Raw genomic sequence first — 13884 nt, 5'->3', positions numbered from 1 at the left:
TACCGGTGGAGGTCGGCCAGCGAACGGGCCGGCCTCCATGGGTGCTACGAAGAGCAGGCTCCAGTGAGGAGAAGTGATGGCTACGTCCAGCAACGTAGAGGCAGAGCGGAAGTTCGACGTCGATCCTTCCACGCCGCTTCCCACGCTTGACAGGATCGACGGCGTTGCCCGCGTGGGAGAGCCAGTCACCCATAGCCTGGAGGCGGTCTATTTCGACACGAATGACCTCGCGCTTGCGGCCCGTGGAATCACGTTGCGGCGCAGGACAGGAGGCCCCGACGCCGGTTGGCACCTCAAGCTTCCCCACAGCCCCGGACGTCGCACCGAAATCCATGCACCGTTGGGCCAGGCCGATACCGTGCCAGTCGAACTCATGGATCGGATCCTTGCCTACACGCGCGGACACGCAGTCATGGCAATCGCCACACTCAACACCGAACGCACCAACTACCCCCTCTACAAGGACGACGGCGGCCGGGTTGCGGAGTTCGTGGATGACCACGTGCGGGCACGTGTGTCGCTGGGGAATGCCCATGAACAACAATGGCGCGAATGGGAAGTGGAACTCAACGGCAGCGTGCCCGCGGACAACGGCGACGACATTTTGGATGCCGTGGCAAGCCAGCTCACTGGCGCCGGGGCAAGCCCCAGCGAACGCACGTCCAAACTGGCAACAGCCCTGGGAGATTCCTGGCCGCGTGCAAAGGGGTCCGGCCGCGAGGTCCCCAGCGGCAAGGGACCGGCCGTGGTGCCTGTCCTGAACTACCTCGACGCCCAAGTGGCAAAGTTGCTCCTGCAGGACGCGCATGTGCGGATGAACCGTGACGATTCCGTCCATAAGATGCGCTCACTGACCCGCCGGATCCGTTCGGTGCTCCACAGTTACCGCAAGCTTTTCAAGGGTTCCCCGGTTCAGGAACTTGAGCTTGAGCTGAAATCGTTGGCTCGGACTCTTGGACGCTACCGGGATGTAGAGGTCCTTCATGAGCGGCTCCGAAAGGATGTGGAGGAACTGCCAATGAAGATGGTCTTGGGTCCTCTCCACGCTGAACTGGATGAACGGATGAACGTTCGGAGGGACACGGCGATGGCAGCAATCAGGACCCGGCTCAACAGTCCCCGCTATTTCCGGCTCCTGGATGGGCTCGAAGCGTTCCTGGACTCTCCCGCAATTGCGCGGCAAGGAACCGGGCCGGCACGCAAGATCACAGCCAAGCTCGTTAACAAAGCGGGCAAACGCCTCGCCAAACGCCACGACGCAGCGGTGGGTGCCGCCGTCGGGCCCTCACGTGACTCTGCGTTTCACAACGTCCGCAAGACTGCCAAGAAGCTGCGCTTTGCCGCGGCCACCGCTGAAAGTGTCCACGGGAAGCGCGCCGCAAAGCTCGCGGAAGCTGCCCATGATGTCCAGACCATTTTGGGTGAACACCAGGACAGCGCCATGGCCCGTGCCGAGCTTTTGAAGCTGGGGTCTGCCTCCGGTGCCAGTAACAGCGCTTTCACCTACGGTCTGCTCCATGCCGCAGAACGCGCAAAGGCCGATGCCGCGCAGCAGGAGTACCTGCATAGCGGCAGGAAAGCCAGGAAGCTCCGCCTCAAAAAGTAGGAGTTGCTACTTCTTCAGGAACGCCAGCAAGGCCTCGTTGATCTCGGCGCCGTGCGTCCACAACAGACCGTGGGGAGCACCCTCGATCTCCTGGTAATCGGCGCTGGGCAGTGCCTTCTTGAAGCGCCGCCCGGTGACGTCGATGGGAAGGATGTTGTCCGCGGTGCCGTGGACGATCAGCGCTGGAACATCGATCTTGGGGATGTCCGCCCGGAAGTCAGTCAGCCACGTGGGCTGGGCGGCTACGGAAGCAAAGGCGCCCGACTGGCTGGCAAGGTTCCAGCTGGCGTCCACGGATTCCTGGCTGAGCCGCTCTGTCCCCAGGAAGGCATCGCTGTTGTAGAAGTCCTTGAAGAAGTCGGTGAAGAAGGCGTACCGGTCGGCCTTCACGGCCTGGGACAGGCCATCGAAGACATCCTGGGGAACACCGTCCGGGTTGTCATCGGTCTTCAGGAGGAATGGTTCCAACGATGCGAGGAATACAGCCTTTGCCACCCGGGCGGAGCCATAGGTGCTGATGTAGCGTGCAACCTCGCCGGTGCCCATGGAGAAACCAACCAACACGGCATCGTTCAGGTCCAGGGTTTCCAGGAGGGTCTTCAGGTCCGCGGCAAAGGTGTCATAGTCGTAGCCCACCGTGGGCTTGCTCGACTTACCGAAACCCCGGCGGTCATAGGTGATAACGCGGTAGCCGGCATCCAGCAGGGCAGCAGTTTGCTTCTCCCACGATGAACCATCCAGCGGGTAGCCGTGGATAAGGACCACTGGCTGGCCCGTCCCATGGTCCTCGTAATAAAGCTCGATCCCGGTGCTGTTTTCGTTTCCGACGGTGATGTAAGCCAAAACCCAAGTCCCTTCGATGCGGATCTACACGAACGTTCCCAGCCTACTGTCCGGGCTGGGAGAGACACGCCCAAAGCGGTGAGGGTGGTGTTCCCACCACCACCATCCACGGACACTGGTTGCCGTCGGCTGCGCGATGGATTCTAGGATCACCGCCGATGACGATCCTAGGAATACCCATGCCACTTGCCCTGCACTCCAACGCCCGGAGTTACACCTCCATCGACGAACTCCTGGGCGATGGTCGCGGTCGGTTCTTCAGCCACGGCTACAAGACCACCAACCCCAGGCTGCGGGAACTCCGCGTAAACCACACGGTCTCCGAATCCACGCTCACTGCCCGCGCAGCCCTTGGCGTTGAAGGTACGTGGTCCATGAAGGGGAACTCGGAGCAAACCCCGCACCTTGGCACCACGGATGTCCTTGTTTTGGCTGCCAGGATGGCGGAGGCTTTGTTGGCCAGCCGGTATTCTCCCGGGCTGTTGCCTGCCGCCTACCTGGCGTCGGTGACCATTTCGGGTGGCAGTGAGCCTGTTGAAGGTGCGCTGGGCGATCTCGAATGCCGGGCCACGCTGCAGGACCTGGGACACGCTTCGGTCCTTCGCTGCTCTGTTGCGTCCATGACCACGGTACTGGAAGTGGCCCATGAGCCCGCCGAGCTCGGGCTGGCGTCAGTCCAATCGCCGTCGGAGGAAGCTTTGGTGGGTGACGCCGGCACGCGCCTCTACGGTGGGCTGTGGGCAGAACGGCAGGTCTCGCTGCTGGACGTGGTCCTGGATCCCGGTGAAGGAACGGCCAGCGCGCAGCTCTCATTCCGCCAGCAGCCCTCCCAGCAGTCCTCACTGGGCCGGAGCCTGGATGACCGCCGCGGGCTGGAGGCCGCCTACCCGCAGGCGCTGTCCGCCGTCGAATACTTTGTTGCCTCGCTGCAGCTGGGACAGGTACTCCTGTACCGGCTCGATTCCATGAACCGCGCGGACAGCAACACCTTGTGGATGCGCAAAACCCGCATCACACTCAACGGCTCCTGCCCGAGGAATGGGGGCGGGCAGGGGACCGGCCTTGCAGTGCGGCTGCACAAGAGCCGGTTGATCGAAAAGGACGGCGGATGGTGGCGCTGCGCTGATGTCGTAGGAACGTTCGACGGCGGCGAAGTAGTTTGCAGCGTTGCCCACCAACTGCCGTCCCAGGTTGCGGCAGTAAGCGCTTCCGTAGGGGATAGGAAATGAGTGCGGCATCCGCCGTTGTCCGCGGCCTTGGCGGAGCACTGCCCAGGAAGGTGGTCACCAACGAGCACCTGTCTGCTGTCATGGATACCACGGACGAATGGATCAGGCGCAGGACAGGCATCGCCGAACGCCGCCACTCTGACGAAACGGAAAGCACCAGCGTCCTGGCAACGACGGCGGGTCGGCGGGCGTTGGCCAGTGCCGGCGTCGAATCTGCGCAGCTTTTGTTGGTGGCGACCTCGACGCCGGACAAGGTCTGCCCGGCCACGGCACCCAAGGTGGCGGCGAACCTGGGGTTGAAGGGCATTGCTGCCTTCGATGTCTCCGCAGTTTGCTCAGGATTTGTCTATGCCTTGACCACGGCCACCTGGGCTATCCGTTCGGGATCCGTGGACTCGGCATTGGTGATCGGGGCGGACACCTTTACCCGCTTGCTCGATCCGGGGGACCGGACCACCTCGGTGATCTTCGGGGACGGAGCGGGCGCGGCTTACTTGTCCGCTGGAACAGCAGACGAACCCGGGGCCATCAAGGCGTCAACGCTGCACTCCGATGGCGAGGGCGAAACGCTCATCCACGTGCCGGAAGGCCCTGGTTCATTCTTTGAAATGCAGGGCAAGGAAGTGTTCGCGCAGGCAGTCGCAGCGATGTCCGGTTCTGTGGAAACAGTGCTCGCAAGCGCTGGCTGGGCTGCCGGCGATGTGGATTCCTTGATTGCGCACCAGGCGAACCTCCGGATCCTGAACACCGTTGCTTCGGTGACCGGCATTCCGGCATCCAAGGCTGAGGTCCATCTGGACAGGGTAGGCAATACCTCAGCCGCATCCATCCCGTTGGCCATGACCGACGCAGGAACCAAAGGCCACAGGAGCCCCGGAGACAAGGTGGTCCTGACTGCCTTTGGCGGAGGGACTACCTGGGGAGCCGTTGCCATGACCTGGCCATCGATCTCGGTTGTCGACCCGCACTAGGGCCGGACACCGATTCCTGCCGGCCGGGGTGCCTGCAGGACCACTGTGGCGCCGGCCAACCCGGGCCACCTGTAAAAGGGGGAAGCAAATGGAAATTACAGCAATGGACGTCGTAGGCGCGATCGGGTCCACCATGGACGAGCTCGGCCACATGGGACCGGACGACTCGTTCGCCGACCTTGACATCGATTCACTGTCACTCGTTGAAGCCGCCGTGATCCTTAGCAACAAATTCGGTGTTCGCGTGGATGAATTCGAGCTCGCCGAGGCAGGCAGCGCCCGCGCCGCAGCAAGCATGGTCACGGAAAAGCTGGCCCTGCAGCCCGCCATCTAGTTACACCATCACACGTAGACGCATGACCACACAGAACAAACAGGAAGGACACTGATGGCCACTCCGGCGATTGCAGTTGTTTATTATTCAGGCTCGGGCCACACCAAGGTCCTGGCAGACGCAGTGGTTTCCGCTGCCTCCGCCACCGGAGCCACAACGGCTCTCCTTCGCGTGGATGAGCTGACCCAGGAATCCTGGGATTTCATCGACCAGGCAGACGCCATCATTTTCGGCGCCCCTACCTACATGGGCACCGCGCCATCGGCATTCCATGCGTTCGCCGAGAAGACCGCAGGCCGATGGGCCGTGCAGAAATGGCACAACAAGCTGGGGGCCGGCTTTACCAATGCCGCCTGCAAAGCCGGCGACAAGAATTCCACCCTGGACTACTTCTCCACTTTCGCAGCCCAGCACGGCATGAACTGGATCAACCTGGGCCTTCTCCCGGGATGGAAGAGCACCAAGGGCACGGAAAACGATCTCAACCGCTTTGGCTACTTCAACGGAGCCGCGGCGCAGACATTCTCGGACGTCGGTGTCGAAGGCGTTCATCCCGCAGACATCGCTACCGCAGAGCATCTGGGGCGGCGCGTTGCGCAAATGGCCGCGATATTCGCTGCCGGCAAGACCGCCCTTGACCGCGAACTCGTGAGCGCGGGAGCCTAGGGCTTTCTCGTTCACTGCCACGGAAAACGCCTGGCGCTGCCCATATCCGGGCGTCGCCGGGCGTTTTCCGTGGCGCTAAAGTGTTCCGGTGTCAACGATGGCGCCCGTCAGGGTGGCTGCCACAATCGCCCTGACCTTCGGGTTTCCTATATGGAACAGGTGGCCCCCACCGACTACCTCGATCAATCGTGGCTTCTGCGCGCACCAGTCCGTCCAGCGCCGTGACTCTGAAGCCGTAACCACAGGATCATCAGGGCTGTAGAGGACCGTGGCCGGCACCTTCAACTGGCCGGCGGGCCTCCCGGGATAGCTGTGCAACAATTCCAGATCCTCAAGCAGTACTTCCCTGGCCCGCTCGGAGTGGGCGCCTAAAGCGGCTGCCGCGGCAGCGCCGGCGTCGTACATTCCCGACGGCGGCCGCGCGGCTGCCAGGAACACGTGCAGCACCCGCCCGGTGTCCTGAAGCCGAAGGGCGGCCTCGAAGGCGAGCACGGCGCCCATGCTGTGGCCATAGAGCGCCAACTCACCGGACTGCGAGCTTGCGATTCGATCGGCCATGGCGGCCGCGGCGGCACCAACGGAACGGAAATCCCTGCCGCGGTATCCGAGCTTGGTTACGTGCACGCCGTCAAAACGCCAGCCCGCAAAACTGGCCGTGGTTCCGCCCGCGTGGTGCAGGCAAAACAGGTGCATGTCCGGCGTCCCGGCGCTAGTTGAAAGCGAGCCGGTGGCGGTCGTGTTCCATGCGGGAGGCGGCGACGTCGTCCATGTGTTCCTCGGCCCACTCCTTCATCTCGAAGATGATCCGCAGCAGCGAATGTCCGCGCGGAGTGAGTTCGTAGTCAGTTCGCACGGGGACGGAGACGGTCACATGCCGTAGGACCAGTCCATCCCGTTCAAGCGAGCGGAGGGTGGAGGTCAACATTTTCTGGCTTGCGCCGGGTATCCGTTTGCGGAGGTCGCTGTGGCGCTGCTGCCCGTCCTCCAGCGCGAGCATCACCAACGTGACCCACTTGCTGCTGATGGCCTCAAGCAGCTGCCGTGCCGGGCAAAGATCCAGGGAAGCGTTGTAGTGCTTCCGGGCCTTCATGCGTTTCTGTTCAGCCGTGAGAGTCATATCCCCAATACTTTCCTCATCAAGTGGACTGCTTGCCACAGCATACTTGGGGGTTGTTGCAGGTGGGGAACCGGTGACTCAAACCTTAACCGGGGTGACCAGCAGCGATTCTCCGGCCAAGGCCATGAAAGGAAGGTCCGAACTGTGGTCCCCGTAGGCGAAGCTGCCCGACAGATCCACCAAGAACGCTGCAGCGTGTGCTGCCACGGCCCGCGCCTTGGCGTCGGCTACCAGGGCCTCCCCGATGTCGCCGGTATAGATGCCATTGGCGGCAGTAGGGAACGTGCACAGCAGCTCAAGGTGCGGCCACCGCCGTCGAACACGTATCAAAGCCGGCTCGAACGACGCCGTGACGGCCACGATGCGCCGTCCCTCCGCGGTGTGTTTGTCCAGGAGGGAAGCCACGGGTTCCAGGAAGGCCCAACCGTCCGGTGACGCGGCCTGGAAATCTGCCCAGCGCTCGCCGAGTTCCTGGACTTCGCTCACGCTGCGGCCCCGCCACCAGCTGAAGTATCGGGCGTTTGTCACGGATCGCGGTACGCCATTTCCGGCTGCGGCCCGCAGGCCCCCAAGGAAGTCTTCCGCTTCGGCTTTGCGGGAGTTGCCGGCGTCGAAGCGGAGGAACTCGAAAATGGTGTTGTAGGCGGTGACGGTGCCGTCGATGTCTGTGTAGGCGGCCTGGGACGTGCCACGGCGTGAGCCGCTGCTTTGGCCCGTGATGGGGCTTCCGGATTCTTCCACAGGAAGAATCCTAGGGACCGCTCCGGCAATGTGAAGCCTTCCAGGGGAGGGCACTTTGAGGTGCCCTAGGCACAAAAAAGTGCGTTCTTACGCTGCACCCGGCAGCCGGGTGAGGATCGAATACGGGGCACAAAGCGTCCCCGCAGCAAAGCCTCGAAAGGAAGCCAATGCCTACCATCCTCCACATCAACGCTTCTCCCCGCTACGCCAACAGCGACTCCCTGCGGTTGGCCCGGCACTTTATCGACTCCGTCCAGGCTGCCGGTCCGGAGAGCTTTGAGCTGGAGACCCTGAACTTGTTCGACGACGGTGCGTTGCCTGTTTTCGGTCGGATCGCGGCCGCCGCCAAGATGGCTGTCTTCACCGGACAGGACCAGACGCCGGAGCAGGTTGCCGCCTGGGAATCCGCACGCGCTGTGTTTGATCAGTTCGCTGCAGCCGACGCGTATGTCTTCAACATCCCCATGTGGAACTCGGGCGTCCCCTACGTGCTGAAGCAGTGGATCGACATCATCACCCAGCCCGGCTGGAGCTTCGGATTTGACCCGGAGCAGGGCTACCGCGGCCTCATGGAGGGCAAGCAGGCTCTGGCGATCCACACGAGCGGGGTTTACGCTCCGGGTGTTCCGGCCGCTTTCGGCTCCGACTTCAGCAGCACCTTCTTCGCTGACTGGCTGAACTTTGTGGGCATCCAGGACGCAACCCACGTTCGCTTCGCTCCCACGGTCCTCAATGGCGACGTCGATGGCACCCGCCAGGTTGCAGAAGCGGACCTGAGCGACGCTGCAATCGAATTCGCCGGCAAGCTCAGCGCCGCGGGCACCCTCCAGCTCGTCAACGACTAGGGGTTCCTTGTGCGCATTGGCATTTCGGGCACCTATTCCTCGGGCAAGACGTTCACGTCCATGGCACTTTCCCACTACACCGGGTTGCCCCGCACCAGGGCCAGGACCATGCGGGAAATCCTGCCCGAGGCCGCCCCTGGCAAGACCCTTGAGGAATGCACCGCCGCGGAGCTCATCCAGATGATCGTGACCCGACATGTGGAGCGTGCAGTGTATGAAGACAAGCTCTCGGACGGTTTCATCTCCGACGGTTCATCGCTGCAGGAATGGATCTACGGGTCCGTGCGGGTTTCCCTCGGGCTGAACCCCAGTGCCTCAGCGCACCTGGCGGCGGGGGAGAGTGTGGAGAAGACTCCGGAACTGGCGTTCTTCGAAGAGGTGATGACCAGTCTGGGCAACAGCTTCAAGAGGCACGTCAAGAACTCCTTCGATGTGTTCGTGCACCTGAAGAACGAGCTTCCGCTCTCTGCTGACGGACACCGCCCGGTCAATGATCAATTCCGGAACATGTCGGATGAGATCCTGCAGAACACCATGGACGAGTTGGGCATCCCCTTCCACGTTGTGTCAGGTTCCGTGGAGGAACGCCTCCAGAAGATTGCTTCGCTCTTCAACCTGGAGCCGCGCATGAGTCCCCAGGACGCCACACGCCTGGCAGCCGAGGAATACGCGCAGTTGGACGTGCGCTCCGAACGGGAGCGGGTCTTGCAGTAACCAGATCCTGCAGTAACCAGATCCTGCAGGAACACGGAAACATCCGTTTGGATCCTGCTCACCGGTTCGTCCGGCCGACCCCCGCGTCACCGCGAAGGTCGGCCGGACGCTCGTCTTTTTACTGGAGACCCATTGCCTGCCGACCAGCCTCTTTCCCATCAAGCCCGCTCCAACCACGCCCGCCTTGGCGAGTTCTTTCGCACGCGCCGCGAGCAGACCCGTCCCCAGGATGTCGGGTTACCAGTCAGCCCACGACGCCGGACTCCCGGACTCAGGCGCGAAGAGGTGGCCGTCCTGGCCAATGTCGGCGTCTCCTGGTACACATGGCTGGAGCAGGGGCGGGCGATTGGGGCCTCGGAGGAAATCCTCGATGCCATTTCGAACGCACTGCGGCTGAGCCCGGAGGACCGGACGTACGTCCGGCGGCTCGCGTCCGCGCGTCGTTCAGGTCTGACCGGCAACAAGGACAGCGCGGCCGGTGGGCCGGCTTTGGGACAGGCTGCCGGCCACAACTTCGACGTAGGCGACGCCCAGCTCGCTCTGCTGCAGCAACTCGTGGATGCCATGGCGAATCCCAGCTACGTCGCGGACCCTTTTTGGACCGTCGTGGTCATGAATTCGACGGCCGCGGAAACCTTCGATACGCGTGTGGGCGAAAGCTGCCTCCAACGGTTCTTTACGGATCCCGAGCTTGCCCGGCCGCACGTGCACAAGGAGATGATGGCCCGCTCCATGGTGGCGCAGTTCCGTGCGCAATCAGCCAACTTCCCTGACGATCACCGTTTCGACGCCATGGCCCGGGGCCTGTGCCAGGTCTCGGAAGCTTTCCGCGAATTATGGGAGCGGCAAGTGGTTGGCGATTCGTACCATGTGGATGTTGTGTACGACCACCCGGCTGTGGGCCGCCTTAGCTTCGCTCCCATGGTGCTGGGTGTCCCGCAGTTCCCTGCCCTCCGTCTTTTCACGTACCTGCCCAAAAGCGGCACCGGAACGCAGACTGCCATGCAAGGTTTGAACAGGAAAGCAGTGGGCTGATTTTTCCTCTAGTTGCCCACAGCAACTAGACGTAAACTGGCCTTCGGTTCACTACGTTGGTTCGGAGTCCCCATGCTTTGGAAGGTTCTCGTTCGGTTCCTGAAGCCGCACCAGCGGTTGCTGGTTGCCGTCGTCGTATTTCAATTGGCGCAATCCATCGCGTCCCTTTACCTGCCTACGCTCAACGCCGACATCATCGATAACGGTGTCGCTACCGGAGACACCGATTACATCCTGCGCATGGGCGGCCTCATGCTGCTGATCACCCTGCTGCAGATCGCCTGTGCCGTGGTTGCCGTGTACTTCGGCGCGAAGGCAGCCATGGGAATGGGCCGCGACCTGCGGGACGCCATCTTTGCCAGGGTGGGGGAGTTCTCCGAGCAGGAAGTCACCAAGTTCGGGGCGCCGTCCTTGATCACGCGGTCCACCAACGATGTCCAGCAGGTTCAGCAATTGGTCCTCATGTCCTGCACGCTTATGGTTGCGGCCCCCATGCTCAGCATTGGCGGCGTCATCATGGCAGTTCGGCAGGACGCCCAACTGTCCTGGTTGATCGCGGTCTGCGTGCCGGTATTGCTGGTGGCCGTCGGGCTGATCGTTACCCGGATGGTTCCGTTGTTCCGCAAAATGCAGGTTCGGATCGACGCCGTCAACCGTGTCCTGCGCGAACAACTCACCGGCATCCGCGTGGTCCGGGCGTTCGTGCGTGAAGACATGGAGACCTCCCGGTTCGGAAAGGCGAACGACGACGTCACTGACGTCGCGCTGCGTGCAGGCCGTTTGATGGCGCTCATGTTCCCGGTGGTCATGCTGGTCATGAACATTTCCAGTGTGGCGGTGATTTGGTTCGGCTCGTTCCGGATCGAGGACGGTTCCATGCAGGTAGGCACGCTCATCGCTTTCCTCAGCTACCTCATGCAGATCCTGATGTCCGTCATGATGGCCACTTTCATGGCCGTGATGATCCCGCGCGCGTCCGTTTCCGCCGACCGGATCGGTGAGGTGCTGGAGACCGAATCAAGTGTCCAGCCGCCGTCGAATCCTGTTACCGGCGGTATCCGCCGGGGCGAACTGGAGATGCGCGACGTCGGATTCGCCTACCCGGGCGCCGAGCAGCCGGTGCTCAGCGGCGTCAGCTTTACCGCCCTGGCCGGCCAGACCACGGCGATTATTGGCAGCACCGGCGCCGGCAAAACCACGTTGGTGAACCTCATGCCGCGGCTGTTCGACGCCACTGCAGGCGCGGTTCGAATGGACGGCGTGGACATCCGCGAGCTCCATCCGGACCTGCTGTGGGGGCATATCGGCCTGGTGCCCCAACGGCCCTATCTGTTCTCAGGCACTGTTCGCAGCAACCTTCAGTACGGCAAACCCGACGCCAGCGACGACGAGCTGTGGCAGGCCCTTTCAGTGGCCCAGGCTCGGGACTTTGTTGAAGAGATGGAAGGTGGACTGGATGCACCTATCTCCCAAGGCGGCACCAACGTTTCCGGAGGGCAAAGGCAACGCCTGGCCATTGCCCGGGCACTGGTGAAACAGCCGGAACTGTACATTTTCGACGATTCGTTTTCCTCGCTGGACACGGCTACCGACGCCCGCCTCCGGCTGGCCCTCAAACATCACACCAACGGTGCCACGCTGGTGATCATCGCCCAGCGCGTCTCCAGCATCGCGGACGCGGACCAGATACTAGTGCTCGACGACGGCAGGATCGTTGGGCAGGGAACGCACGATGAGCTGTTGGAGACTTCCGAAACGTACAGGGAAATCGTGTCCTCCCAGCTAGCTGCGGAGGAGGCGGCATGAGCGCCCTGGCAGCTGGTCAACGCGGGCCACAGCGGCCACCCATGGGGCCTGGGCGTGGTGGTCCGTTCGCTGGAATGAGCATCCCGGCCGAGAAGGCCGCCAACTTTGGTGCCTCGGCCAGGCGGCTCCTGGGCACGTTGCGGCCTGAGCGGTTCTGGCTGACACTTGTGGTGATCTTCGCAGTGGTCAGCGTGACCTTGTCCGTCATCGGGCCCAGGCTGCTCGGCGAAGGAACCAACCTCATCTTCGCCGGCGTCGTGTCCAAACAACTGCCCGCAGGGGTCTCCAAAGCCCAAGTAATTGCTGGCCTGCGCGCCTCCGGCGAGAACAACAAAGCCGACATGCTGAGCGCCATGAACCTGACACCCGGCGTCGGCATTGATTTCGGCGCGCTGTCCTCCGTGCTGCTCTGGGTGCTGGCGCTATATGTCCTGGCCTCAGCGTTCGGTTGGATGCAGGCCTACGTGCTCAACGGCGTCGTCCAGCGGACCGTGTACCGCCTCCGTGAACGGATCGAAGCGAAAATCCATCGGCTTCCCCTGCGGTATTTCGATTCCATCCAACGTGGTGAGCTGCTCAGCCGGGTGACCAACGACGTCGACAACATCTCCCAAAGCCTGCAGCAATCCATCAGCCAGGTGGTGTCCTCGCTGCTCACCGTGCTTGGCGTGCTGGTGATGATGTTCCTGCTCTCCCCCCTGCTGGCCCTGATTGCGTTGGTGACCATCCCGCTCACCCTGGGGACCACGGTGGTGATTGCCAAGCGTTCACAGAAACTGTTCGTAGCGCAATGGAAAAACACCGGCGAGCTCAACGGACAGATCGAGGAAACGTACACCGGACACGCACTCGTGAAGGTCTTCGGCCGGCAAAACGAAGTCCAAGCGAAGTTCCGCGCCAAGAACAGCGAGCTGTACCAGGCAAGCTTCGGGGCACAATTCGTGAGCGGCCTGATCATGCCGGCCATGACCTTCATCGGAAACCTGGTGTACGTGGGCATCGCTGTGGTGGGCGGCCTGCAAGTGGCCTCTGGAGCCATGCAATTGGGTGACGTGCAGGCCTTCATCCAATACTCACGCCAATTCACCATGCCCTTGGCGCAACTGGGATCCATGGCCAACATGCTCCAATCCGGCGTCGCCTCGGCGGAACGCGTGTTCGACCTTCTGGATGAGGAGGAAGAATCCCCGGAACCTGTTTCCGGCCAGTCCAAGGGCCCAGCGCGCGGGCGGCTCGTGTTCGAGAACGTGTCCTTCCGGTACCTGCCCGACAAGCCACTCATCACGGACCTCAGCCTGGTGGCCGAGCCCGGTCAAAGCATTGCCATCGTTGGGCCAACAGGTGCGGGCAAGACCACCCTGGTGAACCTCATGATGCGCTTCTACGAACTGGACGCAGGACGCATAACCCTCGACGGCGTGGACATCGCCACCATGTCACGGCAGGAGCTGCGCTCGCGGATGGGCATGGTCCTGCAGGATACGTGGCTGTTCGGCGGGACCATCCGCGACAACATCGCCTATGGCCGGCCCACCGCTTCCGAACCCGAGATCCTTGAAGCTGCCCAGGCCACCTACGTGGATCGGTTCGTCCGTTCCCTTCCCGAGGGCTACGACACATTGCTCGACGACGAAGGCGGCAATGTCTCCGCCGGCGAGAAGCAGCTGCTCACCATCGCCCGCGCCTTCTTGTCCCGTCCATCGGTGCTGATCCTTGATGAAGCCACCAGCTCGGTGGATACCCGTACAGAGGTCCTGGTGCAGAAAGCCATGAACGCACTCCGCTCTGACCGGACCAGCTTCGTCATCGCCCACCGGCTTTCCACCATCCGCGACGCCGATCTCATCCTGGTCATGGAGTCCGGGCAGATCGTGGAACAGGGGACACACGCCGAGCTGCTCGCTGCTGGTGGGGCATATTCGAGGCTGTATGAGGCGCAGTTTGCAGCGCCGGCGGCTGAAGAGGTGTGAGCCTGCC

Annotated in this window: 14 protein-coding genes; 10 read left to right on the top strand and 4 right to left on the bottom strand. The window is 62.5% G+C overall.

Annotation, left to right across the window (positions count from 1 at the left end):
* The first annotated feature begins 76 nt into the window (after window positions 1–76).
* Window positions 77–1606 (top strand): CYTH and CHAD domain-containing protein, encoded by a 1530-nt coding sequence (locus LDN82_RS18730; protein WP_224165377.1) that lies wholly within the window; start codon window positions 77–79, stop codon window positions 1604–1606.
* 6 nt (window positions 1607–1612) lie between these two features.
* Here LDN82_RS18730 and LDN82_RS18725 read toward each other — a convergent pair whose 3' ends face one another.
* Window positions 1613–2449 (bottom strand): alpha/beta hydrolase, encoded by an 837-nt coding sequence (locus LDN82_RS18725; RefSeq protein WP_224165376.1) that lies wholly within the window; start codon window positions 2447–2449, stop codon window positions 1613–1615.
* A 179-nt stretch (window positions 2450–2628) separates the two neighbouring features.
* On the opposite strand from LDN82_RS18725, the gene LDN82_RS18720 reads away from it, so the two are divergent.
* From LDN82_RS18720 to LDN82_RS18705, 4 genes are all read left to right on the top strand, one after another.
* Complete coding sequence (locus LDN82_RS18720; RefSeq protein ID WP_224165375.1) at window positions 2629–3678, top strand: AvrD family protein; 1050 nt, start codon at window positions 2629–2631, stop codon at window positions 3676–3678.
* On the top strand, window positions 3675–4649 hold the full coding sequence (locus LDN82_RS18715; RefSeq protein ID WP_224165374.1) for a beta-ketoacyl-ACP synthase III: 975 nt from the start codon (window positions 3675–3677) through the stop codon (window positions 4647–4649). The genes LDN82_RS18720 and LDN82_RS18715 overlap by 4 nt, the downstream gene beginning before the upstream one ends.
* Window positions 4650–4737: 88 nt before the next feature.
* A complete protein-coding gene (locus LDN82_RS18710; RefSeq protein ID WP_224088948.1) occupies window positions 4738–4983 on the top strand; it encodes an acyl carrier protein in 246 nt (81 codons plus the stop codon).
* A gap of 54 nt (window positions 4984–5037) precedes the next feature.
* Window positions 5038–5649, top strand: coding sequence for a flavodoxin family protein (locus LDN82_RS18705; protein ID WP_224165373.1), 612 nt, complete (start codon window positions 5038–5040; stop codon window positions 5647–5649).
* A 75-nt stretch (window positions 5650–5724) separates the two neighbouring features.
* Here the strand turns inward: LDN82_RS18705 and LDN82_RS18700 are convergent, their stop codons facing one another.
* The 3 genes from LDN82_RS18700 to LDN82_RS18690 all read right to left on the bottom strand — a co-directional run bounded on the left by LDN82_RS18700 (window position 5725) and on the right by LDN82_RS18690 (window position 7507).
* On the bottom strand, window positions 5725–6342 hold the full coding sequence (locus tag LDN82_RS18700; RefSeq protein ID WP_224165372.1) for a thioesterase domain-containing protein: 618 nt from the start codon (window positions 6340–6342) through the stop codon (window positions 5725–5727).
* Between the two features lie 16 nt (window positions 6343–6358).
* A complete protein-coding gene (locus LDN82_RS18695; RefSeq protein WP_223934520.1) occupies window positions 6359–6766 on the bottom strand; it encodes a helix-turn-helix domain-containing protein in 408 nt (135 codons plus the stop codon).
* Window positions 6767–6844: 78 nt separating this feature from the next.
* Window positions 6845–7507 (bottom strand): haloacid dehalogenase-like hydrolase, encoded by a 663-nt coding sequence (locus tag LDN82_RS18690; protein ID WP_224165371.1) that lies wholly within the window; start codon window positions 7505–7507, stop codon window positions 6845–6847.
* Between the two features lie 167 nt (window positions 7508–7674).
* Between LDN82_RS18690 and LDN82_RS18685 the strand changes: the two genes are divergently transcribed.
* From LDN82_RS18685 to LDN82_RS18665, 5 genes are all read left to right on the top strand, one after another.
* Entirely contained in the window at window positions 7675–8352 is a 678-nt protein-coding gene (locus tag LDN82_RS18685) for an NAD(P)H-dependent oxidoreductase (protein ID WP_224088943.1), read from the top strand.
* 9 nt (window positions 8353–8361) lie between these two features.
* On the top strand, window positions 8362–9066 hold the full coding sequence (locus tag LDN82_RS18680) for an AAA family ATPase (protein ID WP_224088942.1): 705 nt from the start codon (window positions 8362–8364) through the stop codon (window positions 9064–9066).
* 132 nt (window positions 9067–9198) lie between these two features.
* Window positions 9199–10101, top strand: a complete 903-nt coding sequence (locus tag LDN82_RS18675) for a helix-turn-helix transcriptional regulator (RefSeq protein ID WP_224088941.1) — start codon at window positions 9199–9201, stop codon at window positions 10099–10101.
* A 72-nt stretch (window positions 10102–10173) separates the two neighbouring features.
* Window positions 10174–11907, top strand: coding sequence for an ABC transporter ATP-binding protein (locus LDN82_RS18670; protein WP_224088940.1), 1734 nt, complete (start codon window positions 10174–10176; stop codon window positions 11905–11907).
* Entirely contained in the window at window positions 11904–13877 is a 1974-nt protein-coding gene (locus LDN82_RS18665; protein WP_275964713.1) for an ABC transporter ATP-binding protein, read from the top strand. Before LDN82_RS18670 ends, LDN82_RS18665 begins: the two co-directional genes overlap by 4 nt.
* The last annotated feature ends 7 nt before the right edge of the window (window positions 13878–13884 follow it).

This window comes from Arthrobacter sp. StoSoilA2 (assembly GCF_019977195.1).
Classification (GTDB): domain Bacteria; phylum Actinomycetota; class Actinomycetes; order Actinomycetales; family Micrococcaceae; genus Arthrobacter.
This window is presented reverse-complemented; position numbering and strand designations above follow the sequence as displayed.